Consider the following 22995-nt stretch of genomic DNA (forward strand, 5'->3'; position numbering starts at 1 on the left):
GGTCTTGGCTCTTACTGTCGGAGCGTGAACACACGTCCGTCTGTCAATCCCCGGAAAAGTACCTCTATGAGGTGAGGCGCTCACATGGGGTTGTCACGTTTGCGTAGCCGCCGGTCCAGCGCCAGCGACAGCTCCGCGTCCACCACACTGCGGGCCAGGGGGCGCAGGCGGTGGAGCGTTTCCTCCGGGGCGTGGCGGAGGATCAGGCCGGCGAAGAGGTCGGCGAGGGCGTCGGCGTGGGTGCGGACCTCCGCGCCGGTGCGGAGCACCTCGCCGAGCGGGATGCCCTCGCGGACGAGCGCGGAGGACACCTCCAGCAGGCGGCGGCTGATGTGGACGATCTCCTCGCCGTCGACGCCGAGGTAGCCGAGGTCCAGGGCGGCGGCCAGGTTTTCCGGGGTGACCTCGCCGGCGAAGTGGTCGGCGAGTTCCTCGGGCGTGAGGCGGACCGGGGTCTCCTCGGTGGGGACCTCCATGCCGAGCAGTTCGCCGACGCCGCGCCCGTGGTCGAAGGCCTCGGCCAGCTCGGCTATGCCGTTGAGGGTGTGGCCGCGTTCCAGCAGCGCCGTGATGGTGCGCAGCCGGGCCAGGTGGTGGTCGTCGTACCAGGCGATGCGGCCCTCGCGGCGCGGCGGCGGGATGAGCTTGCGCTCGCGGTAGAAGCGCAGGGTGCGCACGGTGATGCCGGCGAGCCGTGCCAGTTCCTCCATGCGGTACTGGCGCGGTTCCGAGGGGGTGCCGCTGTCGTCTGCCACGCCTGAAGCCTAGGTCGTACCGCCGGTAACTTTCTTCGCGCGCCCCCTACCCATCAGTACGGAGCTGTTCTACTCTCCCCATTGCGCCAGTAATCACTGGCATGGTTCTGAGCGATGCGCGGAGGTCAAGGGATGACCGAGCACGAGCACGTGCGGGTTGCGGTGATCGGGTCGGGATTCGGCGGGCTCGGGGCCGCCGTACGGCTGCGCCGCGAGGGGATCACGGACTTCGTCGTCCTGGAGCGGGCCGGCGGCGTCGGCGGCACCTGGCGCGACAACAGCTACCCCGGGTGCGCCTGCGACGTGCCCTCGCACCTGTACTCCTTCTCCTTCGCGCCCAACCCCGACTGGCCGCGCTCCTTCTCCGGCCAGGAGCACATCCGCGCCTACCTGGAGCGCGTCACCGACACCTTCGGGCTCCGCCCGCACCTCCGCTTCAACGCCGAGGTCAAGCGGATGACCTGGGACACCGAGCGGCTGCGCTGGGACATCGAGACCACCGCCGGCAACTGGAGCGCGGACGTCGTCGTCTCCGCCACCGGACCGCTGTCCGAGCCCAAGCTGCCGGACCTGCCCGGACTCGACGCCTTCCCCGGCAAGGTGTTCCACTCCGCCCGCTGGGACCACGACTACGACCTGCGCGGCAAGCGCGTCGCCGTGATCGGCACCGGCGCCTCCGCCATCCAGATCGTCCCGTCGATCCAGCCGCAGGTGGAGAGGCTCACCCTGTTCCAGCGCACCCCCGCCTGGGTGCTGCCCCGCATGGACCGGCCCATCGGCGCCGCCGAACGCGCCGTGCACCGGGCGCTGCCCTTCACCACCAAGCTGCGCCGCGGGGTGCTGTGGGGCCTGCGCGAACTCCAGGTCCAGGCGTTCACCAAGCACCCCGGCGAGCTCGGGTTCGTCGAGCAGCTCGCCAAGCGGAACATGGCCCGGGCCGTCAAGGACCCGGCGCTGCGCGCCAAGCTCACCCCCGACTACCGCATCGGCTGCAAGCGGATCCTGCTGTCCAGCACGTACTACCCGGCCCTCGCGCAGCCCAACGTGGACGTCGTCGCGAGCGGGCTGAGCGAGGTGCGCGGCTCGACCCTGGTCGCCGCCGACGGCACCGAGGCCGAGGTCGACGCGATCGTCTTCTCCACCGGCTTCCACGTCACCGACATGCCGATCGCCGAGCGGGTCGTGGGACCCGAGGGCACCACCCTCGCCGAGTCCTGGTCCGGCGGCATGCAGGCGCTGCGCGGCGCGTCCGCGGCCGGTTTCCCCAACTGGATGACGATCATCGGCCCCAACACCGGCCTCGGGAACTCCTCGATGATCCTGATGATCGAGTCCCAGCTGAACTACATGGCCGACTACCTGCGCCAGCTCGACGTCCTGGGGGTCCCCCCAGGCCCTTCGGGCTCTGGGGGAGGCCGGGTCGCCCTCGATGCCCGCCCCAGCGCGGTGCGCGCCTGGAACCACCGGGTGCAGGAGAGGATGAAGCGCACGGTGTGGAACACCGGCGGCTGCACCAGCTGGTACCTCGACGCCAGCGGCCGCAACACCACCATCTGGCCCGGCACCACCGCCGAGTTCCGCCGCGCGACCCGCCGCGTGGACCTCGCCGAGTACTCCGTGCTGCGCGCGGCCGAGGAGCGGCCCGAGGCCGGCGCGGAGAACACGGAGGTGGCCGCATGAGCCGCCCGACCCCCGTCACCACCGGGCGCTACGCCCCGCCCGCCCCGGTCCGCGAGCTGACCGCCACCTCCGCCGACGGCGCCCCGGTCCACGTCGAGGTGCACGGACCCGAGGGTGCGCCCGCCGTCGTCCTCGCGCACGGCTGGACCTGCTCGACCGCCTTCTGGGCCGCCCAGATCCGCGAACTCGCCGCCGACCACCGGGTGATCGCCTACGACCAGCGCGGCCACGGACGCACCCCGGCGAGCCCCGCGTGCAGCACGGACGCGCTCGCCGACGACCTCGAGGCCGTCCTCACCGCCACCCTCGCCCCCGGCGAACGCGCCGTGATCGCCGGGCACTCCATGGGCGGCATGACGGTGATGGCCGCCTCCGGACGCCCCGCGTTCCGCGAGCACGCCGCCGCCGTCCTGCTGTGCAGCACGGGCAGCACGCGGCTCGTCCCCGAGTCGACGGTGCTGCCCCTGCGGCCGGGCCGGGTGCGGACCTGGATCACCGGGCACATCCTCGGCAGCCGCGCCCCGCTGGGCCCGGTCACCCCCGCCGCCCGGCGCATCCTCAAGTACGCGACCATGGGCCCCGCTTCGGCGCCGGAGATGGTGGAGGCCTGCGCCCGCATCGTGCACGCCTGCCCCCGCACGGTGCGCCACGCCTGGTCGCACGTGCTCGCCTCCCTCGATCTCGACGCGGGCGTACGGGAGTTGCGGGTGCCGGCCGAGATCGTCGCCGGCACCGCCGACCGGCTCACCCCGCCCGTGCACGCCCGCGCGCTCGCCGCCGCGCTGCCCGACTGCCGCGGCCTCACCGAACTGCCCGGCGTCGGCCACATGACGCCCGTCGAGGCGCCCGACCTGGTCACCACGCGGATCCGGGACCTCGTCACCGCCCACGTGCGTGCCCAGCAGCCCGCCGTACCCGCCGAGGAGAGCGCATGAGCAGGGTCAGTCTCGAAGGCAAGGTCGCCGTCGTCACCGGAGCGGCGCGCGGGGTCGGGGAGCTGCTCGCCCGCAAACTCTCCGCGCGCGGCGCGACGGTGGCGCTGGTCGGTCTCGAACCAGAAGCGCTGAAGGACGTCTCCGCCCGGCTGCACGGCGAGAGCGGCCACTGGTACGCGGACGTCACCGACCAGGAGGCCATGTCCCAGGTGGCCGCCGAGGTCCGGGAGCGGTTCGGCCGGGTGGACGTCGTGGTCGCCAACGCCGGTGTGGCGACGGGCGGTCCGTTCACCGAGTCCGACCCGGAGGCCTGGCGGCGGGTGATCGAGGTCAACCTCGTCGGATCGGCCGTCACCGCGCGGGCGTTCCTGCCGCTGCTCGCCGAGAGCCGCGGCTACCTGCTCCAGATAGCGTCCCTCGCCGCGATCACCCCCGCGCCGATGATGACGGCGTACTGCGCCTCCAAGGCCGGCGTGGAGGCGTACGCGCACGCGCTGCGCGCCGAAGTCGGCTACCAGGGCGTCAAGGTGGGCGTCGGCTACCTGTCGTGGACCGACACCGACATGGTGCGCGGCGCCGACCAGGACGACGTGATGCGGGAGTTGAGGCAGCGGCTGCCCTGGCCGGCCAACAAGACCTACCCGCTCGGGCCCGCCGTGGACCGGCTGGTGTCCGGCATCGAGCGGCGCGCCGCACACGTCTACGGGCAGGGCTGGCTGCGCGGCATGCAGGGTGTGCGCGGCTACCTGCCGGCGCTCGTCGGCGTCGTCGGGCAGCGGGAGATGAAGCGGTTCGCGGGCCGGCTCGACGGGCTGCGCATCGGCCTGGTCGGAGCGGGCGGCAACGCCGACGAACAGCACCGCGCTACGGTCCGTGACTGATCGACATGCGCAGGGTGACCCCCCGTGTGAATCTGGTCGGGCAAGTTCCCCCACCCCACAACGGGAGTGAACCCACATGGGTATGAAGGATCAGATGCAGGAGAAGGCCGGCCAGTTCCAGCAGCAGGCCAAGCAGCGCGCCCAGCAGGGCAAGGAGCAGCTGCAGAACCGCGGCCGCCGTCGGGACGACGAGACCGACCCGCAGCGCCGCCGCGAGTCCGAGGAGCGCTTCGACCAGGACCAGGAGATCTGACGTCGAAGCACCCGGGCAGTGACGTGCCGTAGGAAGGGGTGCCCCTGGCGAAGGGGGCACCCCTTTCTCACGCCCTCAGCCGCTGCGCGGCGGCAGCCCGGGACGCGACCGGTCGGGCACGTCGGCGTAACCCGGGGGCGAGGCGGGCGGGTTGGCCTCCAGCAGGTCCAGGGCGAGCCGTACGGCGTCGTCCAGGACCGCGTGCCTGCCCTCGGCCCAGTCCAGCGGGGTGCGCAGCGCCTCCAGGTCGGGGTCGACGCCCCGGTTCTCCACGGACCAGCCGTACGCGTCGAACCAGGCCGCGTTCATCGGCACCGTGATCACCGTGCCGTCCCCGAGCCGGTGCCGGCCGGTCATGCCGACCACCCCGCCCCAGGTGCGCTGCCCCACCACGGGGCCCAGCTTCAGCAGCTTGAACGCGGCCGTGATCATGTCGCCGTCGGAGCTGGTCGCCTCGTCCGCCAGCGCCACCACGGGCCCGCGCGGCGCGTTGGAGGCGTACGACACGGGCTGGGCGTCACGGGTGAGGTCCCAGCCGATGATGGTGCGGGTCAGCTTCTCCACCACGAGTTCGCTGATGTGCCCGCCCGCGTTGCCGCGCACGTCCACGATGAGCGCCGGCCGGGACATCTCCATGCGCACGTCCCGGTTGAACTGCGCCCAGCCGGAGCCGCCCATGTCGGGGATGTGCAGATAGCCGCAGCGGCCGCCGCTCAACTCCCGCACGACGGCGCGCCGTTTGGCCACCCAGTCCTGGTAGCGCAGGGGCGTCTCGTCGACCAGCGGGACGACCGCGACCCGCCGGGGCGGGCCGGAGCCGTCCGGCAGGAACGTCAGCTCGACCGTGGTGCCGCCCGCCGCCGCGAGCAGCGGGTACGGCCCGGTCACGGGGTCCACCGGGCGGCCGTCGACATGGGTGAGGACCGCGCCCTCGCGGATGCCCGCGCCGGCCAGCGGGGAGCGGGCGCGGGAGTCGGAGGAGTCGCCGGGCAGGATCCGCTGCACCGTCCAGCCCGCCTCGCGGTGCACCAGGTTGGCGCCGAGCAGTCCCTGGCGGCGCTGGTAGTGCGGGGGTCCCTCGTTGCGGCGGGCGGCGGTGACGTAGGCGTGCGAGGTGCCCAGCTCGCCGAGGACCTCGCGCAGCAGGTCGGCGAACTCGTCCGGGGAGGCGACCCGTTCGACCAGCGGGCGGTACTGCTCCAGCACGCCGTCCCAGTCGATGCCGCACATGTCCGGCTCCCAGAAGTAGGCGCGGATCAGCCGCCCCGCCTCCGCGTACGCCTGGCGCCACTCGGCCGCCGGGTCCGCCTCGTGCTTGATCCGGCGCAGGTCGATCCACACCGTGGAGTCGCCGTCGCCCGGCTCGGTGGCGGGCACCGCGCGCAGCTCGCCCTCGTCCACCACGACCAGCCGGGTGCCGTCGCCGCTGACCGCGAAGAAGTCGAGGTGGGTGACGAGTTCGGACTTCTTGGCCTTGGTGACGTCGAAGTGCTCCAGGGTGGGCCGGCCGGTGGTGTCGTCGGGGTTGGCGAACGTCTCGCCGAGCGCGCCCGAGATCGGCCAGCGCAGCCACACAAGGCCGCAGCCCGCGACCGGGTACAGCCCCGAGTACTTGGACGCGGCCACCGGGAACGGCGTCACCCTGCTCTCCAGGCCCTCCGCCTCCACGGTCACCGTGCCGCCCTCCTCGCCCTCCTCCTCCAGCGGATCGAGCCCCCCGGCGGCGGGACGCCCCTCCGGGTTCAGCGCGAACGGCGAGGGCGTCGCCGACGACAGCGGCACCAGGTACGGGCGGCAGCCCAGCGGGAAGGACAGGTCGCCGGTGTGCACGTCGTACACCGGGTCGAAGCCGCGCCAGGACAGGAACGCCAGATAGCGGCCGTCGCGGGTGAAGACCGGGTTCTCGTCCTCGAAGCGGCCGTTGGTGACGTCGAGGACCAGCCGGTCCTTGATCCGGGCGAGTTTGATCTGGCGCAGCGACCGCCCGATCACCGGGTGGGACCAGGCCAGCCAGCCGCCGTCGGGGGAGAACGCGAGGTCCCGCACCGGACCGTTCCCGGAGTGGATCAGCTCGGTGACCTCCCCCTCAACCGTCCCGTCCGTCGTCTCGTCGGTGTCCACGAGGAGCAGCCGCCCGTCGTGTGCGGCGACGGCGAGACGCCGCCCCTCGGGGTCGGCGACCATCTCGAGGACCCGGCCGAGCTTCCCGGCGGCCAGCCTCCGGGGCGCGCGCTGGCCGGTCGCCCGGGGCAGGGAGGCGATCTCCACGGCGTCCTCGCCCTCGGCGTCGGTGACGTACGCGATCCGGCCGCCCGCGCCGAGCATCTCCGGCAGCCGCACCCGTACGCCCGGGGTGTCGGTCAGGGTGCGGGCGGGGCCGTCGCGGTGGGTGAGCCAGTACAGGCTGCCGCGCACCACGACCGCGCTGGCCCGGCCGGTCTCGTCGACGGACAGGCCGTCCAGGTGCCGCGCGGCGGGCACCTGGTAGGGGCGCCGGCCGGACCGCGGGCCGCTCAGCCGCACGTCGAGCCTGCGCGGCTTCGCGTCGGGCGACAGGTCGTCCACGATCCACAGGTCGCCCGCGCACTGGTAGACGACGCGGGTGCCGTCGGTGGCGGCGTGCCGGGCGTAGAAGGCGTCGTGGTCGGTGTGGCGGCGCAGGTCGGTGCCGTCGTGGGCGCAGGAGTAGAGGTTGCCGATGCCCTCGTGGTCCGAGAGGAAGGCGATGCGGCCGGCGACGAACATGGGCGAGTGCAGATGGCCGTCGAGCCCCTCCAGCAGGCGGTGTCCGTGCAGCCACAGCCGTCCGGTGGCGCCGCCCCGGTAGCGCTTCCAGGACGCCGGTTCGTGCGGCGGGGTGCCGGTCAGCAGCAGTGATCTGCGCTCGCCGTCGAGGTCGGCGACCTGGATGTCGGAGACCGGGCCCCAGGGCAGCTTGCGTCCGGGGCTGCCGTCGGGGCCGAGCTTGTAGGCCCAGGTGAAGTGGGAGAAGGGCTCGCCGTGCGAGGTGACGGCGAGGATCGCGGCGTGCCCGTGCTCGTCGGGCGGGGCCCAGCCGCAGACCCGGGTGTCGGAGCTGCCCCAGTACGACAGCCGCCGGGCGGGGCCGCCGTCCACCGGCACCAGGTGCACTTCGGGGTCCAGGGCGCGCCAGCTGGTGTACGCGATCTGGCGGCCGTCGGGGGAGAAGCGGGGGTGGCCGAGCTTGGTGCGGTCGGCGGTGAGCCGCCAGGCGCGGCCCGGTCCGTCCAGCGGGGCGAGCCACAGGTCGTCCTCCGCCACGAAGCACAGCAGGTCGTCCTTGAGGTGCGGCAGACGCAGATAAGTCACCCTCCCCATGCTTTTCCGGGGGCCGGACGGCAGCAACTCGTACGCGGCAGTCGTACGCGCCCTTTGTCACGTCTTCTGTCGCGTCGCTTATGCGGTGCTGACAACCGTGACGCAGAACACGAACGAAACCGTTTCGTTTCGTTAGGAGTCCGGGGTACCTTCTTCTTGTACGAAACCGTGTCGTTTCTTTGACGCGGTGGGACCCGGAGCGGAAAGGTGGACGGCATGAGTGACATCGCGACATCGCGTCGCAGCCGGATCACCCCCGAGCGCGAGGCCGAGCTGTACCGGGCCGTGCTCGACCTGCTCCGTGAGGTCGGCTACGACGCCCTCACCATGGACGCCGTGGCCGCCCGCACCCGGTCCAGCAAGGCCACGCTCTACCGCCAGTGGGGCGGCAAGGCCGAGCTGGTGGTCCGGGCGATGCACAGCCAGAAGCCGGGCGGCATCGCCGACGTGGACACCGGGTCCCTGCGGGGTGACCTGCACACCATCATCAGCCGTGAGGACGACTGCGTCATGGCGCAGAACGTCGCCCTCATGCGGGCCCTGTCCATGGCGGCGCACCAGAACGACGAACTGCGCCAGGCGCTCCGCGAGCTGCTGGTGGAGCCCGAGATCGACGAGTTCCGCCGGATCATCGACCGCGCGGTCGACCGGGGCGAGGTCCGCCCGGACACCCCGGCGCTGAACTACATCGTGCACATGCTCATCGGCGCGTTCGCCACCCGGATGCTGGTCGACGAGCAGCCGCCCACGCAGGCGTTCCTCATGTCGTACATCGACGCCGTGGTGCTCCCCGCCCTCGGAGTCTCCCCACCCCGCTGACGGCCCCCACCGTCGGCACCCACAGCCAGCAGATCCACAGTCAGCCACCTCCTGACGTAACCGCTCACGTCGTCGGGCTGATCCACCCTGCCCTGAAACATCCACGACCTGACCGGGAGTACGCCCTCGTGGCCACATTCCTCTACCGACTCGGACGGTTCTCCTTCCGGAAACGGCATTTCGTCGCCCTCTTCTGGGTCGCGCTGCTGACGCTCGCGGGCGCCGGCGCGGCCGGCGCGCCCGCCGCCGGCAACTCCTCCTTCTCCATCCCCGGCACCGAGGCCCAGAAGGCCTTCGACCTGCTGGACGAACGCTTCCCCGGCACCAGCGCCGACGGAGCCACCGCCCGCGTCGTCTTCAAGGCGCCCGACGGCCAGAAGATGACCGACCCCGGCAACAAGGCGGCGGTCCGGGAGACCGTCGACGAGCTGTCCGGCGGCGCGGAGGTCGTCCAGGTCACCGACCCGTACCAGGGCGGCGGCGTCAGCCAGGACGGCTCGATCGCCTACGCCTCGGTGACCTACGAGGTCTCCGGCATGGAGCTGGAGGAGTCCTCCCGCGAGGCCCTGAAGGCCGCCGCCGAGGACGCCCGCGAGTCCGGGCTGACCGTCGAGATCGGCGGTGACGCCCTCCAGGCCGTCCCGGAGACCGGCTCCGCGGAGATCATCGGCATCGGTGTCGCCGCGGTCGTCCTGGTCATCACCCTCGGCTCGCTGCTCGCCGCCGGACTGCCGCTGCTCACCGCGATCGTCGGCGTCGGCATCGGCGTCGCCTCCATCACCGCGCTGGCCAGCACCCTCGACCTGGGCTCCACCACCTCCATCCTCGCCTCGATGATCGGACTCGCGGTCGGCATCGACTACGCGCTGTTCGTCGTCTCCCGCTACCGCGCCGAACTGGCCGAGGGACGCACACGCGAGGAGGCGGCCGGACGCGCCGTCGGCACCGCGGGATCCGCCGTGGTCTTCGCCGGCCTGACCGTCGTCATCGCCCTGGTGGGCCTGTCCGTCGTCAACATCCCGATGCTGACGAAGATGGGCATCGCCGCCGCCGGCACCGTCGCCGTCGCGGTCCTCATCGCCCTCACCCTCATCCCCGCCGTGCTCGGCTACGCGGGCCGCCGGGTGCGCCCCGCGGGCGAGAAGAGCAAGCTGCTCGGCGGCGGACGCGCCAAGAACAAGGCGGAGCGGCCCAACATGGGCACCCGCTGGGCGAGCTTCGTCGTCCGCCGTCCGCTCGCCGTGCTGCTGCTCGGCGTGGTCGGCCTCGGCGCCGCCGCGGTCCCGGCCGGCTCCCTCGAGCTGGGCCTGCCCGACGACGGCTCCCAGCCGGTGTCCACCACCCAGCGCCGCGCCTACGACCTGCTCTCCGAGGGCTTCGGCCCCGGCTTCAACGGCCCGCTGGTGGTCGTCGTCGACGCCGAGGGCAGCGACGACCCGCAGGCCGTCTTCAAACAGGCCGGCGACGAGATCAAGGCCCTCGACAACGTCGTGAACGTCGCCCCGGCGGCGCCCAACAAGGCCGGCGACACCGCGACGATCGCCGTCATCCCGGACGCCAAGCCGTCCTCGGTCACCACCGAGGACCTGGTGCACGACATCCGGGCCGCGGGCGCCGACATCAAGGACGGCACCGGCGCCGACGTCCTCGTCACCGGCGCCACGGCGATGAACATCGACGTCTCGCAGAAGCTCAACGACGCGCTGGTGCCGTACCTGGTGCTGGTGGTCGGGCTCGCGTTCCTGCTGCTGATCGTGGTGTTCCGCTCGATCCTGGTCCCGCTGAAGGCGGCCCTCGGCTTCCTGCTCTCCGTGCTGGCGGCGCTCGGCGCGGTCGTCGCGGTCTACCAGTGGGGCTGGCTGTCCGGCCTGATGGGCGTCGAGGAGACCGGCCCGATCATGTCGATGATGCCGATCTTCATGGTCGGCGTGGTCTTCGGCCTGGCCATGGACTACGAGGTGTTCCTCGTGACCCGCATCCGCGAGGCCCACGTCCACGGCGAGAAGCCGGCGCAGGCCGTCGTCACCGGGTTCCGGTACAGCGCGCGGGTGGTGACCGCCGCGGCGATCATCATGATCGCGGTGTTCTCCGGCTTCATCGGGTCCAGCGACTCCATGGTCAAGATGATCGGTTTCGGCCTCGCGACCGCCGTCCTCTTCGACGCGTTCGTGGTCCGCATGGCCATCGTCCCGGCCGTCCTGGCGCTGCTCGGCGAGAAGGCCTGGTGGCTGCCGAAGTGGCTGGACCGGGCGCTGCCCAACGTCGACGTCGAGGGCGAGAGCCTCGCCGCGCTGGACCGCGCGGCGGACAAGGACGACGAGGACAAGGAACTCGTCCGGGCCTGACCGCCCGGACGGTCACGACCGGCCGGTGAGGGCTCCGTGGGGACGGGGCGCCCTCACCGGCTGCGTCGCGTGGGGCCCGCCCGCCCCCCGGAACGCGGTCGCGTGCCTCCGGGACCGGCCGCTAACGTGCCCCGCATGACCACCTCAGCCACCGACACCGAGGGCTCCGCGGCCCACCCCCGTTTCGCCGAGGCCCTGCGGGAGATGGGCCTGGGGGACGTGGCCGGCCAGGTCCGCCGCTTCCCCGAGGCCACCCGCACCGCCGCCGAGGCGGCCGCCGCGATCGGCTGCGACCTCAGCCAGATCTGCAAGTCGCTGATCTTCGCCGCCGACGGCGAACCCCTCCTCGTCCTCATGGACGGCGCGTCCCGCGTCGACCTCGACCGGGTCCGCGAGGAACTGGGCGCGGACCGGGTCACCCGCGCCAAGGCCGACGTGGTCCGCGAGACCACGGGCTACGCCATCGGCGGCGTACCCCCCTTCGGCCACCGCACCCGCACCCGCGTCCTCGCCGACCGCTCCCTCCTCGCCCACCCCGTGATCTGGGCCGCGGCCGGCACCCCCTACGCGGTCTTCCCGATGCCCCCGAAGGACCTGATCACCCACGCGGGGGCGACGCTGGTGGATGTGCGGGAACGCGAGACCTGACCCACGCGGGACGACGCGCCCGGGCGCGTGCGGTGGGTGGGCGGGAGGCGCACTCTGGAACGAGAGGAAATCCGGAGGTGATCCGTCATGATGCACACCGCAGTGGGATGGCACGTGGAGATGGAGTTCGTGGAGGACGAGCAGCACACCCGCGCGGTCGCGATGGTCCGGCTGCCCGACGGGTCCGAGGTGCGTGGCCACGGGCACGCGTCCCGGCACTACACCGACTCCAATCAGCCACGGGTCGGGGAGGAGATCGCCGGCGCCCGGGCCCTGAACGAACTCGCCATGCAGATGCTCGACAAGGCGCACCGCGAGATCGACGACGCGTCCGGCCGCGTCTCCCACCCGATCCACGTCTGAGCACGAGGCATGTCTAGGACGCGGTGACGCACTCCCGTACCGCCCGTATCAGCGCCTGCGCCCTGGGGTCCGCCGTGACCGTCCTGCGGAAGCCGTTGGTGACGTAGCCGAAGGCGACGCCCGACTCCGGGTCGGCGAAACCGAGGGAGCCGCCGCGGCCGGGGTGGCCGAAGGAGCCCGGGGACAGGAGGGGGGAGGCGCTGCCGTGCAGCATGTAGCCGAGCCCGAAGCGGGTGCCGACCACCAGGACCCGGTCGGGGCCCGCCGACTCCTCGGCGCGGGCGCGCTCCACCGTGTCCGGGGCGAGCAGCCGCACCCCGTCGACCGGGCCGACCAGTGACGCGTAGAAGCGGGCGAGTCCGTCCGCCGTCGCGATGCCGTTGGCGGCGGGCAGGGCGGCCGCGTGGAACGCCGGGTCGTTGTGGTCCGGCATCGGGTCGATCGCGGCGAAGGCGCGGCGGGTGAGGGAGCCGGGGTCGGCGTAGGCGGCGGTGACCGAGCGCTTGGGCCGGGCGCGCAGCGCCCCCGACGGCTCGGGCGCCTCGACCTTGCCGGCCCGTCCGACGCGGTGCTCCTCGGAGGACGGGAGGCCCACCCACAGGTCCAGGCCCAGGGGAGCCGCCATCTCGGCCGCGATCCACTCGCCGGTGCCCTGGCCGGTGACCCGGCGCACCAGCTCGTCCACCAGCCAGCCGTACGTCAGCGCGTGGTAGCCGTGATCCGTGCCCGGCTCCCACACGGGCGCCTGCGCGGCGACCGCCTCGGCGGCCCGTACCGGGTCGGCGGCCTCGGCGAGGGTCAGCGGGCGGTCGAGCACCGGCAGCCCGGCGCGGTGCCCGAGGACGTGCCGGACCAGCACGCCCTCCTTGCCGTGCGCCTTGAACTCCGGCCAGTACCGGCCGACCGGCGCGTCCAGGTCCAGCAGGCCGCGCTCGTGCAGCATCAGCACCGCGGCGGCGGCCACACCCTTCGTCGCCGACCGCACGACCTGGGCGGTGTCCCGCTGCCACGGCTCCTCGCCGTCGACGTCCTTCGTCCCGGACCACAGGTCCACGACCCGGCGCCCGTCCCGGTACACGGCGAGCGCCGCACCCCGCTCCCCGAGCCGCTCGAAATTCCGGGCGAACGCCTCCCGGACGGGTTCCCACCCGCCGGCCACCGTGCCGTGCACCTCGACGTTCACGTCCTGTCGTTCCTTCCACTCGCCTGCGACAGTGGGTGCAACCACGCCGCCGCGCCTGCGATTCCAGGGCGCGGCGCGTCCGTCACCCACGGCCGGGCGGCGCCGGTACGGAGCGCGGGTCGAAGCCGTACGGCAGTTCCAGGCGGTGCGCCCGCATCAGCGCGTCGTCGGCGAGCAGGTCGGCCGTCGGGCCGTCGGCCGCGATCACGCCGTCGCTGAGCACCAGCGAGCGCGGGCACAGCTCGAGCGCGTACGGCAGGTCGTGCGTGACCATCAGCACGGTGACGTCCAACGACCGCAGGATGTCGGCCAGTTCGCGGCGGGACGCCGGGTCGAGGTTGGACGACGGCTCGTCCAGGACGAGGATCTCCGGCTCCATCGCGAGCACGGTCGCCACGGCCACCCGGCGCCGCTGCCCGAAGGAGAGGTGGTGCGGCGGGCGGTTCTTGAACTCCGCCATGCCGACCCGCTCCAGCGCCCGGTCCACGCGCGCCTCCAGCTCGTCCCCCTTCAGCCCGGCCGCCGCCGGACCGAACGCCACGTCCTCCCGCACCGTCGGCATGAACAGCTGGTCGTCCGGGTCCTGGAAGACGATGCCGACCCGGCGCCGGATTTCCGCCATGTGCCGCTTGCCGACCTCCAGGCCGGCCACCCGCACCGTGCCGGCGCCACCGCCGAGGATGCCGTTGAGGTGCAGGACGAGGGTGGTCTTGCCGGCGCCGTTCGGGCCGAGCAGCGCGACCCGCTCGCCGCGCCCGATGGTGAAGTCCACGCCGAACAGGGCCTGATGGCCGTCGGGGTAGGCGAAGGCGAGGCCGGAGACCTCGAGGGAAGCAGTACTCACAGGGTCCATCCCAGCAGACACACGACGAGGGCGGCACAGGGGAGGGCCAGGGCGTACGACCACTGCGCCCGGGACGCCGCCACCTCGTCGATCACCGGCATGACCCCGGTGTAGCCGCGGCTCACCATCGCCAGGTGGACCCGCTCGCCGCGCTCGTAGGAGCGGATGAACAGCGCGCCCGCCGACTTGGCGAGCACCCCCCAGTGCCGTATGCCGCGCGCCTCGAAGCCCCGGGACTCGCGGGCGATCCGCATCCGGCGCATCTCGTCGGTGATGACGTCGCCGTAGCGGACCATGAAGGACGCGATCTGCACCAGCAGCGGCGGCAGCTTGAGCCGCTGGAGGCCGTGCAGCAGCTCCCGCAGTTCGGTGGTGGCGGCGAGCAGGACCGACGCGGCGACGCCGAGGGTGCCCTTGGCCAGCACGTTCCAGGCGCCCCACAGGCCGTTCACGCTCAGCGACACCCCGAGGACGTCCACCCGCTCGCCCTCGGCGACGAACGGCAGCAGCACGGCGAACGCGACGAACGGCACCTCGATCAGCAGCCGCTTCAGCAGGAACCCGGCCGGCACGCGCGCCGCGTACGCGACCACGGCGAGCAGCACGGCGTACGCCGCGAACGCCCACATCGCCTCGCGCGGCGTCGACACGACCACGATCACGAAGGCGAGCACCGCGGCGAGCTTGGTGTGCGGCGGCAGCGCGTGCACGGGGGAGTCGCCGTGCCGGTGGAGCCGGTGGGTGTGGCCCGCGCCCACGTCAGACGCTCGTGCCGGCGGGGGAGGAGGTCTCCGCCCGCTCGTCGTCGGCGGTGCGCCGGCGGCGGACCGCCCAGAACACGCCCGTGCCCGCCACGACCGTCACGCCCACGCCGATCACGCCGGCGAGACCGCCGGACAGCCGGGCGTCGTCGACGTCCTTCACGCCGTAGTCGGCCAGCGGCGAGTCCGCGGTCGCGTGCTCCTGGGCCTGTTTGTCGATGCCGTGGTCGGCGGCGACCTTCTCCAGGCCGTCCGGGTTCGCCGAGGCGTAGAAGCTGACGAACCCGGCGAGCACCAGCGAGGTGACCAGCCCGGCGATCCACACCCGGCGCGGGGAGCGCGCGGCGGCCGGGACGGGCTCCGCGGTCTGAGGGGTCTGAGGGGCGTCGACCAGCTCGCCGTCCACCCGCAGCTTCAGTTTCTGCCGCAGCCCCCGCGCCCCGTGCACCAGGTCCGGGCGCACGGCGATCACCGCGCCGACGGTCAGCGCGGTGATGGCGGCCTCGCCGAGACCGATGAGGACGTGCACGCCCACCATCGCGGTGGCGACCTTGCCGATCGACACGTCGGTGGTGCCGCCGACCGCGTACAGCAGCGTGAAGACGACCGCGGAGGCGGGCACGGAGACCAGGGCGGCCACGAAGGACGCGGCGGTCACCGAGCGGCGCGAGCGCGGCAGCACCTTCACCAGGACGCGGAACAGCGCGTAGGCGACCAGGGTGGTGGTGAGCGCCATGGTCGTGATGTTCACGCCGAGCGCGGTCAGGCCGCCGTCGGCGAACAGCACGGCCTGGAGCAGCAGCACCACGGACACGCACAGCACGCCCGTGTACGGGCCGACGAGGATCGCGGCGAGGGCGCCGCCGAGGAGGTGGCCGCTGGTGCCGGCGGCCACCGGGAAGTTGAGCATCTGCACGGCGAAGATGAACGCCGCGACCAGCCCCGCCAGCGGGGCGGTGCGCTCGGCGCCGGCGCCGCCGCTCCCGCCGGGGTGCGCGGTGTCGTCGAGCTCGCGGCGCGCGCCGCGCAGGCTCACGGCGATCGCGCCGGCGGCGAGGACGCCGGCGGCGGCGGATACGGGGACGTCGATGAATCCGTCAGGTGCGTGCACGGACTCGATGATGTGTCCTCTTGCGAACCTTTCGCAAGAGCGAGTGACTTGTTCTACGTCTCGTCTTACGTTCCGCCTACCTCATCTGTGATACCCGCCGCTCGGAAGCGCGGATTCCGATTTGGGTGCACGATGGGACGGGGGTGGGTAAACGCCTGATAAGGCACGTACGCCTCGTCAGGCGCACTACGCAGTGTAAGGGGCCCACCGATGTCCGTGATCGAGCAGTACGCGCGAGTCCACATCGTGACGGATGAGGATCCCTTGCTGGAGAGTCACGGGGCCGTCCCCGTGGTGCTGCGGTACGACCCCGAGGACGACCCCCGCCAGGTGCGGGTGGGTCTGCCCGGGACGCGGCCCCTCGAATGGGTCGTCGACCGTGACCTGCTGGAACACGGCCTCACCGCGCCCGTGGACAGCGGCGGCATACGGGTGTGGCCGTGCGGCCGGGTCCAGGCGGTGGTGGAGTTCCACACCGGCCAGGGCCACTCGGTGGTCGAGTTCGACGCCAAGACCCTCTCGCGCTTCCTCCGCCTCACCCATGTGAGGACGGCCCAGCCGGTCCCGCACTGACCGGCCGGTCGCCTCCCGGCAGCAGCGTCCTCAGCCGCCCGCCTTCAGCAGCGTCGCCACGATCGGGCCCGCCGTGGAGCCGCCGTGGCCGGCGGACTGGACGACCGCGGCCGCCGCCAGGTCGCCGCGGTACGCCGTGAACCAGCCGTTGGGCTTCTTCTGGCCGTCCACCTCGGCCGACCCGGTCTTCGCGCCCCGCTCGCCGTCCACCCCGGCCATCGCCTCCGCGGCGGTCCCGGCGGTCGCGGTGTACGACATGAGCTCCCGCACCTGCGCCAGCGTCTCCGCGGACAGGGTGCGCGGCGCGGTCGCCAGCTGACGTCCGTCGACCTCGGGGGAGACCAGGTACGGCTGGTGGAAGACACCGGCCTTCACCGTCGCCGACACCGACGCCATGTTCAGCGGGTTCATCCGCACCCCGCCCTGGCCTATCAGCGACGCGGCCATCGGGGCCTTCGACTGCACGGGCACCGCCCCGTCGAACGTGGACACGCCGACCTGCCAGTCGTTCCTGCCCAGCCCGAAGTAGTCCTGGGCGTGCCTGGTGAGGTCGTCGTCCTCCAGCTTCGGGGCCTGGCTGATGAAGGCCGTGTTGCAGGAGGCGGCGAAGCTCGCGCGGAACGTGCCGTCCTTGATCTGGAACTTGTCGAGGTTCTGGAACTTCCAGCCGCCGTAGCTGAAGTACTTGGGACACGGGTGCTTCTTGTCGATCGAGGCGAGGCCCTTCTCGATCAGCATCGAGGAGGTGATCACCTTCATCGTGGAGCCCGGCGCCAGCGATCCCTGGAAGGCGACGTTGAAGCCGCGCGAGGAGTTCGCCGCCGCGAGTATCTCGCCGGTCGACGGCCGTACCACCACCACCGATGCCTGCTTCCGCTTCGCCACCTCGGCTTCGGCGAGCGCCTGCAACGACGGGCTCAGCGTCGTCCTCACCGTGCCCGGCGTGCCCTCGCTGAGCTCCAGCACGGTCGTGTCGGACAGCTTCGCCTTCTTCGACGCCTCGCCGCGCACCACGCGTAGCTCCACGCCGGCCTCGCCGCCCGCCTTCTCGCCGTACTTCTCGCGCAGCCCGTCCAGCACCGACCCCAGCGACGGGTACTTCTCGGTGGTCAGCTCGCCGCCGTCGCGGTCCAGCGCCTTCACCGGCGGCGTGCCCGCCTCGCCGGTGACCAGCTTGTCGCCCTCCCGCAGCTCCGGGTGCAGCACGGACGGCCGCCAGTCGACGCGCGGCTCCCCGTCCCCGGCCCGGCGCACCACGGTCAGCGTGCTGTCGTACGTCAGCGGCTTGCTCTCCTGCTCGTACGACACCGTGCCCTTGACGGAGAAGGTGACCGAGGCCCGGGCGGGGGCGCCGGGCGTGAGGGCGAGGTTCCGGACGCGGGCGTCCTTGACGTACGAGGCGAGCGCCGCCTTCGCGGCCACCGGGTCGTCGGTCGCGGCGGCGGCCTCGGCGACCCGGCCGGACTGCCAGGCGGTCAGGAACGTCTTGGCGGCGGCGGTGACCTCGTCGGCCGTCAGCGGCCCGGACTTCACGGTCTCCGCCTGCGTGGCGGTGTCCCCGCCGTCGCGGCCGGAGCCCTCGACGAGTGCGTACGCGCCGTAGCCGGCGCCGCCCACGAGCACGGCCATCGCCGCGCCGATCACGACCGGTCTGATGTTCCGCCGGTCCCCGGCGCGCCCTCTGTTCCCCACTGGTTGTCCGTTCCTCCGTCGCCCCGCCCCGGCCCCCCGCGGCCCGCGTGGCTCTCGATCGAGTCAAGGCCCCGCCGGCGCTGCTGCGCCGACGACGGCCCCCACCCTAAAGTCCCGCCGGACGGGCCGTGCGCTCAGCCGCCCGCTCGTAGCACGGCTGCGACAATCGGCCCCGCCGCGTCCCCGCCGTGGCCGCCCTGCTGGGCCATGGCCGCCGCCGCGACGTCGTTCCGGAAGCCGGTGAACCAGCTGTCCGACGTGGCGTTCCCGTCGACCTCCGCCGACCCGGTCTTCGCGCCGATGTCACCGCCGAGCCCGGACATCGCCTGCTGCGCGGTGCCCTGGGTGGCGGTGAGCCGCATCATCTCCCTCAGCTGCGCCGACGTCTCCGCCGGCAGGCCCTTCGCCTGCGCCAGCTGCCGGCCGTCCAGCTCGGGGGAGACAAGGTACGGCTGGCGGAAGGCGCCGGTGACGGCGGTGGCCGTCACGGAGGCCATGTTCAGCGGGTTCATCTGCACCTGGCCCTGCCCGATGGCGTTCGCCGCCCGGTCCGGGCCGCCGGACGCCGGCACGCTGCCGTCGAAGGAGGCGATGCCGGTCTTCCAGTCGTCGCGGCCGAGCCCGAACCGCTCCTGCGCCTCCCGGGTGAGCGAGGCGTCGTCGATCGGCTTCTCGTCGATCAGCTTGATGAAGGCCGTGTTGCAGGACCGCAGGAAGCTGTTGGCGAGGGTGGCCTCCTCGTTCGGCTCCATGCCGGTGAGGTTCTTGAAGGTCTGGCTCTGCCAGGTCGCGGTGTCCGTGCAGGGCGCGGGGCCGTTCATGGAGGTCACGCCGTTGTCGATGAGCATCGCGGCCGTGATGATCTTCATGGTGGAGCCGGGGGCGACCTGGCCCTGGAAGGCCGCGTTGAAGCCGTCGTCGCGGTGGTTGGCCACCGCCAGCACCTCGCCGGTGCTGGGCTTCAGCGCCACCACCGACGACTCCGGGTACGCCTTCACCGCCTTCTCGGCGGCCGCCTGCACCTCGGCGCTGAGCGTGGTGCGCAGCTTGCCCGGCTCGCCCGCGGCGAGGGTGAGCAGCGGGGTGTCCGCCTCCTCGGTGGCGTGCCGGATCGACAGCTCGACCGCCGGGCTGCCGCCCGCCTCGTCGCCGTACTTCTCCCGCAGGGTGTCCAGGACCGGACCGAGGGAGGGGTACTTCTCCCTGGTCAGCACGGTCCCGTCACGGTCCACCGCCTCGATGGGCGGCTGCGCGGACTCCCCGGTGACGAGGGTGTCCCCGTCCTTCAGGTCCGGGTGCACCACGGACGGCTCCCAGTCGACCAGGGCGCGCCCGGTGGTCTGCCCGCGCACGACCGTCAGGGCGCTGCTGTAGCGCAGGGGCTTGGAGACGCCGTCGAGCGAGACGGTCGCCTTCACCGTGAACGGCACGGTGGCGCCGCGCGGGGCGTCCGGCGTGATGTCCACCCGCCCTATGCGCGCCTCCTCGCCGTACGCGGTCAGCAGCACGCCGGCGTCGGCCGCGTTGTTCGTGTACGACGCGGCCTCGGCGGCCTGCCCCTTCTCCCAGGCGCCGAGGAAGGCGTCGGCCGTCTCGCGCACCTCCTCCTTGTCCGGCGGCCCGGACCTGCGTGTCTCCGCCGCGCCGCCGCCCCCGTCCCCGTTCAGGGCCGAGACGATGTTGTACGCCCCGTACCCCGCTCCGCCGATCATCACGGCGAACACGCCGCCGACGACGGCGACCTTGACCCCCTTGCCCATCGGGCGTCCCTCCCCCGGCCGGACCCCGCGCTCATTGAACACGTTCAAAAGCCCGGCACGCCCCGAACTCTAAGCGCTGCCCGCGCCCAACGGCATGCGAGTGAAGGATCGTTGTCCCAAAGAGACCCTCACCACAGGCCCGCCGGACCGTGTCCGAGCGGCCCCGCTACACCCACGTGTCCAGCCACATCCGCGACCGCCAGTCGTCGATCGGGATCGGCGTGCCCGTGTAGATCGGCCAGAAGTAGATGAAGTTCCAGACGATCAGGAGCGTCAGGACGCCCGCCGCCGTCGCGCCCGCCACGCGGCGGGTGTCCGTGGAGCGGGGCGGGCCGACGATCGCGCCCAGGAGCATCGCCACCGCCAGGCACAGGAACGGCAGGAAGACGACCGCGTAGAAGTAGAAGATCGTGCGTTCCTGGTAGAGGAACCAGGGGGCGTAGCCGGCGGCGATGCCGCAGGCGATCGCGCCCGCGCGCCAGTCACGGCGGAAGAACCAGCGCCACAGGACGTAGAGGAGGGCCAGGCAGCCCACCCACCACAGCATCGGCGTGCCGATCGCCAGCACCTCCTGCGCGCACTTCTCGCCCGCGTCCACCGGGCAGCCGTCCACGCCGGGCGCGGGCGACTCGTAGAAGTACGACACCGGGCGGCCGGCGACGATCCAGCTCCACGGGTTGGACTCGTACGTGTGCGGCGAGGACAGGCCGACGTGGAAGTCGTACACCTGGTTCTCGTAGTGCCACAGGCTGCGCCACCAGTCGGGGAACAGCCACGACCAGTCGCTGCGCCGCCCGTCGCGGGTCGCCCAGTCGCGGTAGTAGCCGCCGCTGCCGTCGGTCGCGGAGAGGATCCAGCCGATCCAGGACGCGAAGTACGTGACCACCGCCACCGGCACCGTCGTCAGGAACGCCCAGCCCAGGTCCCGCTTCAGCACCGCGACACGGGGCCGGACCGCGCCCGCGACCCGGCGCGCGCCGACGTCCCACAGCACGGCCATCACGCAGAACGCGGCCGTGATGTACAGGCCGTTCCACTTGGTGCCGATCGCCAGGCCCAGCATCAGGCCCGCCGCCAGACGCCAGGGGCGGAAGCCGATCCGGGTGTTCTCGGCGGTCTCCGCGTCCGGACGGGCCCGCCCGTCCGCGTCCACCGGCAGGGCGGCGGCCAACTTCGCGCGCGCCTTGTCCCGGTCGATCAGCAGACAGCCGAACGCCGCCAGCACGAAGAACATCAGCACGCCGTCCAGCAGCGCGGTGCGGCTCATCACGAAGTGCAGCCCGTCCACCGCCATCAGCGCGCCCGCGAGACAGCCGAGGAACGTGGAGCGGAACAGCCGCCGCCCGATCCGGCACAGCATCAGCACCGACAGCGTGCCGAGCAGCGCCGTCATGAACCGCCAGCCGAACGGGTCGAAGCCGAACATCAGCTCGCCCAGCCCGATGACGTACTTGCCGACCGGCGGATGCACCACGTACGCCGCGTCCGTGGGGATCGGGACGTCACCGCCCGACTCCAGGACCAGCCGGTTGGCCTCCTTGGCCCAGTCGACCTCGAACCCGCGGTGGACGATCGCCCACGCGTCCTTCGCGTAGTACGTCTCGTCGAATATCACCGCCTTGGGGTGGCCCAGGTTCCAGAACCGCAGCACCCCCGCCACCAGCGTCACCAGCAGCGGCCCGTTCCACCCCGACCAGCGCACGAGACGGTCGGCGGTCACCGGCGGGACGCCGAGCGTCTTCCACAGCCGGCCCGACGGCTCGGTGTACGGCGGGACCAGACGGTCGCGGACGTCGCCTCTGACGGCGGACGTCCGGTGGCCGAAACGCCGCAGCCGGTGCTGCCACGTCTGCCGCTGCGCTGGCGGCGACTGCTCCTGGCGGGTGTCCGTGGAGGACGCGGTACTGGTCACCGCGCCATCGTAGGGAACGGCGCTGTGTGAGTCCCGCGCATGGGCGGTATGCCCCGCCTCCGTCCGCTCCTGGGAGGATGGGCGCGTGACCGGAACCCTCGTACTCGCAGGCACCCCCATCGGCGACATCTCCGACGCGCCGCCCCGGCTCGCCGAGGAACTCGCCGGCGCCGACGTCGTCGCCGCCGAGGACACCCGGCGGCTGCGCCGGCTGACCCAGGCGCTGGGCGTCACCCCCAAGGGGCGGGTGGTGTCGTACTTCGAGGGCAACGAGGCCGCCCGCACGCCCGAGCTGGTCGAGGAGCTGGCGGGTGGCGCGCGGGTGCTGCTCGTCACCGACGCCGGCATGCCGTCCGTGTCCGACCCCGGCTACCGGCTGGTCGCCGCGGCCGTCGAGCGGGACATCCGGGTCACGGCGGTACCCGGACCGTCCGCCGTGCTCACCGCGCTCGCCCTGTCCGGGCTGCCCGTCGACCGGTTCTGCTTCGAGGGGTTCCTGCCCCGCAAGGCGGGGGAGCGGCTGGGCCGGCTGCGGGAGGTCGCCGACGAGCGCCGCACCCTCGTCTACTTCGAGGCCCCGCACCGCCTCGACGACACCCTCGCCGCGATGACCGAGGTGTTCGGCGCCGACCGCCGCGCCGCCGTCTGCCGCGAGCTGACCAAGACCTACGAGGAGGTCCGGCGCGGCCCGCTGGCCGAGCTGGCCGCGTGGGCGGCCGAGGGCGTGCGCGGGGAGATCACCGTGGTCGTCGAGGGCGCCCCCGACAAGGGCCCCGAGGAGATCGACGACGCCGAGCTGGTGCGCCGGGTGCGGGTGCGCGAGGAGGCGGGCGAGCGGCGCAAGGAGGCCATCGCGGCGGTCGCGGCGGAGGCCGGACTGCCGAAGCGGCAGGTGTTCGACGCGGTCGTCGCGGCCAAGAACGCCGGTCGGGCGTAGAACGCCCGGAGCGCGGGCGGAGGTGACGCGCACCGCCTCCGCGTCATGAGAACTCCGGGCATCGGTAAAGAGGCCGGGGCATTCGGGCAACGCACGGCCAAATCGGTGCCAATACTCCGCCGCACCCCGTGTGCGCGCGGCTCCCGAGGAGTCCACTGGTCGACGGGGCGGGCGCCCGCCCGTCCCGCCAGCGGACCGACAGGA

Annotated in this window: 19 protein-coding genes; 10 read left to right on the forward strand and 9 right to left on the reverse strand. The window is 72.9% G+C overall.

The annotated features are described in order from the left end of the window. Positions 1-80: 80 nt before the first annotated feature. Positions 81-710: a MerR family transcriptional regulator gene (locus ACFOSY_RS24690; protein WP_394310907.1), complete on the reverse strand. Its 630-nt coding sequence runs from the start codon at positions 708-710 to the stop codon at positions 81-83. A gap of 177 nt (positions 711-887) precedes the next feature. Between ACFOSY_RS24690 and ACFOSY_RS24695 the strand changes: the two genes are divergently transcribed. From ACFOSY_RS24695 to ACFOSY_RS24710, 4 genes are all read left to right on the forward strand, one after another. Continuing rightward, a complete protein-coding gene (locus ACFOSY_RS24695) occupies positions 888-2435 on the forward strand; it encodes a flavin-containing monooxygenase (RefSeq protein ID WP_394310621.1) in 1548 nt (515 codons plus the stop codon). Further along, positions 2432-3370, forward strand: coding sequence for an alpha/beta fold hydrolase (locus ACFOSY_RS24700; RefSeq protein WP_394310623.1), 939 nt, complete (start codon positions 2432-2434; stop codon positions 3368-3370). Before ACFOSY_RS24695 ends, ACFOSY_RS24700 begins: the two co-directional genes overlap by 4 nt. After that, positions 3367-4251, forward strand: coding sequence for an SDR family oxidoreductase (locus ACFOSY_RS24705; RefSeq protein ID WP_394310625.1), 885 nt, complete (start codon positions 3367-3369; stop codon positions 4249-4251). The genes ACFOSY_RS24700 and ACFOSY_RS24705 overlap by 4 nt, the downstream gene beginning before the upstream one ends. A 76-nt stretch (positions 4252-4327) precedes the next feature. Beyond that, positions 4328-4504, forward strand: coding sequence for a hypothetical protein (locus tag ACFOSY_RS24710; protein ID WP_086016221.1), 177 nt, complete (start codon positions 4328-4330; stop codon positions 4502-4504). A 75-nt stretch (positions 4505-4579) separates the two neighbouring features. Here ACFOSY_RS24710 and ACFOSY_RS24715 read toward each other — a convergent pair whose 3' ends face one another. Beyond that, positions 4580-7834: a S41 family peptidase gene (locus tag ACFOSY_RS24715; protein ID WP_394310627.1), complete on the reverse strand. Its 3255-nt coding sequence runs from the start codon at positions 7832-7834 to the stop codon at positions 4580-4582. Between the two features lie 225 nt (positions 7835-8059). On the opposite strand from ACFOSY_RS24715, the gene ACFOSY_RS24720 reads away from it, so the two are divergent. The 4 genes from ACFOSY_RS24720 (at position 8060) to ACFOSY_RS24735 (ending at position 12018) form a co-directional block, all read left to right on the forward strand. After that, positions 8060-8662, forward strand: a complete 603-nt coding sequence (locus ACFOSY_RS24720; RefSeq protein WP_394310629.1) for a TetR/AcrR family transcriptional regulator — start codon at positions 8060-8062, stop codon at positions 8660-8662. A gap of 128 nt (positions 8663-8790) precedes the next feature. After that, a complete protein-coding gene (locus tag ACFOSY_RS24725; RefSeq protein ID WP_394310631.1) occupies positions 8791-11007 on the forward strand; it encodes an MMPL family transporter in 2217 nt (738 codons plus the stop codon). Between the two features lie 135 nt (positions 11008-11142). Further along, on the forward strand, positions 11143-11655 hold the full coding sequence (locus ACFOSY_RS24730) for a YbaK/EbsC family protein (RefSeq protein ID WP_394310634.1): 513 nt from the start codon (positions 11143-11145) through the stop codon (positions 11653-11655). An 87-nt stretch (positions 11656-11742) separates the two neighbouring features. Next, on the forward strand, positions 11743-12018 hold the full coding sequence (locus ACFOSY_RS24735) for a DUF1876 domain-containing protein (RefSeq protein ID WP_394310636.1): 276 nt from the start codon (positions 11743-11745) through the stop codon (positions 12016-12018). 13 nt (positions 12019-12031) lie between these two features. Here the strand turns inward: ACFOSY_RS24735 and ACFOSY_RS24740 are convergent, their stop codons facing one another. From ACFOSY_RS24740 to ACFOSY_RS24755, 4 genes are all read right to left on the reverse strand, one after another. Continuing rightward, on the reverse strand, positions 12032-13201 hold the full coding sequence (locus tag ACFOSY_RS24740) for a serine hydrolase domain-containing protein (protein WP_394310638.1): 1170 nt from the start codon (positions 13199-13201) through the stop codon (positions 12032-12034). Between the two features lie 82 nt (positions 13202-13283). After that, positions 13284-14054 (reverse strand): energy-coupling factor ABC transporter ATP-binding protein, encoded by a 771-nt coding sequence (locus tag ACFOSY_RS24745; protein ID WP_394310640.1) that lies wholly within the window; start codon positions 14052-14054, stop codon positions 13284-13286. Further along, entirely contained in the window at positions 14042-14803 is a 762-nt protein-coding gene (gene cbiQ / locus ACFOSY_RS24750) for a cobalt ECF transporter T component CbiQ (RefSeq protein ID WP_394310642.1), read from the reverse strand. The genes ACFOSY_RS24745 and cbiQ overlap by 13 nt, the downstream gene beginning before the upstream one ends. A 1-nt stretch (position 14804) precedes the next feature. Next, on the reverse strand, positions 14805-15917 hold the full coding sequence (locus tag ACFOSY_RS24755; protein WP_394310645.1) for an energy-coupling factor ABC transporter permease: 1113 nt from the start codon (positions 15915-15917) through the stop codon (positions 14805-14807). A gap of 210 nt (positions 15918-16127) precedes the next feature. Here ACFOSY_RS24755 and ACFOSY_RS24760 point away from each other — a divergent pair, with 210 nt between their 5' ends. After that, positions 16128-16490, forward strand: a complete 363-nt coding sequence (locus tag ACFOSY_RS24760; protein ID WP_394310647.1) for an SsgA family sporulation/cell division regulator — start codon at positions 16128-16130, stop codon at positions 16488-16490. A gap of 30 nt (positions 16491-16520) precedes the next feature. Here ACFOSY_RS24760 and ACFOSY_RS24765 read toward each other — a convergent pair whose 3' ends face one another. The 3 genes from ACFOSY_RS24765 to ACFOSY_RS24775 all read right to left on the reverse strand — a co-directional run bounded on the left by ACFOSY_RS24765 (position 16521) and on the right by ACFOSY_RS24775 (position 21854). Then, positions 16521-18182, reverse strand: coding sequence for a penicillin-binding transpeptidase domain-containing protein (locus tag ACFOSY_RS24765; protein WP_394310649.1), 1662 nt, complete (start codon positions 18180-18182; stop codon positions 16521-16523). Between the two features lie 134 nt (positions 18183-18316). After that, positions 18317-19942, reverse strand: a complete 1626-nt coding sequence (locus tag ACFOSY_RS24770) for a penicillin-binding transpeptidase domain-containing protein (RefSeq protein WP_394310652.1) — start codon at positions 19940-19942, stop codon at positions 18317-18319. A 166-nt stretch (positions 19943-20108) separates the two neighbouring features. Next, on the reverse strand, positions 20109-21854 hold the full coding sequence (locus ACFOSY_RS24775; protein ID WP_394310654.1) for a dolichyl-phosphate-mannose--protein mannosyltransferase: 1746 nt from the start codon (positions 21852-21854) through the stop codon (positions 20109-20111). Between the two features lie 85 nt (positions 21855-21939). Between ACFOSY_RS24775 and rsmI the strand changes: the two genes are divergently transcribed. Next, positions 21940-22791, forward strand: coding sequence for a 16S rRNA (cytidine(1402)-2'-O)-methyltransferase (rsmI, locus tag ACFOSY_RS24780; protein WP_394310656.1), 852 nt, complete (start codon positions 21940-21942; stop codon positions 22789-22791). Positions 22792-22995 lie beyond the last annotated feature (204 nt).

The organism is Streptomyces lusitanus, from assembly GCF_042647945.1.
GTDB classification, from domain to species: domain Bacteria; phylum Actinomycetota; class Actinomycetes; order Streptomycetales; family Streptomycetaceae; genus Streptomyces; species Streptomyces pseudogriseolus.

Bases quoted from the DNA above. Each gene is read 5' to 3' on its own strand.
- ACFOSY_RS24735 (WP_394310636.1), top strand. From the start codon at position 11,743: ATGATGCACACCGCAGTGGGATGGCACGTGGAGATGGAGTTCGTGGAG.
- ACFOSY_RS24730 (WP_394310634.1), top strand. From the start codon at position 11,143: ATGACCACCTCAGCCACCGACACCGAGGGCTCCGCGGCCCACCCCCGT.
- ACFOSY_RS24745 (WP_394310640.1), bottom strand. From the start codon at position 14,054: ATGGACCCTGTGAGTACTGCTTCCCTCGAGGTCTCCGGCCTCGCCTTC.
- ACFOSY_RS24695 (WP_394310621.1), top strand. From the start codon at position 888: ATGACCGAGCACGAGCACGTGCGGGTTGCGGTGATCGGGTCGGGATTC.
- ACFOSY_RS24770 (WP_394310652.1), bottom strand. From the start codon at position 19,942: ATGGGCAAGGGGGTCAAGGTCGCCGTCGTCGGCGGCGTGTTCGCCGTG.
- ACFOSY_RS24700 (WP_394310623.1), top strand. From the start codon at position 2,432: ATGAGCCGCCCGACCCCCGTCACCACCGGGCGCTACGCCCCGCCCGCC.
- ACFOSY_RS24690 (WP_394310907.1), bottom strand. From the start codon at position 710: ATGGAGGAACTGGCACGGCTCGCCGGCATCACCGTGCGCACCCTGCGC.
- ACFOSY_RS24705 (WP_394310625.1), top strand. From the start codon at position 3,367: ATGAGCAGGGTCAGTCTCGAAGGCAAGGTCGCCGTCGTCACCGGAGCG.
- ACFOSY_RS24720 (WP_394310629.1), top strand. From the start codon at position 8,060: ATGAGTGACATCGCGACATCGCGTCGCAGCCGGATCACCCCCGAGCGC.
- ACFOSY_RS24760 (WP_394310647.1), top strand. From the start codon at position 16,128: ATGTCCGTGATCGAGCAGTACGCGCGAGTCCACATCGTGACGGATGAG.
- ACFOSY_RS24710 (WP_086016221.1), top strand. From the start codon at position 4,328: ATGGGTATGAAGGATCAGATGCAGGAGAAGGCCGGCCAGTTCCAGCAG.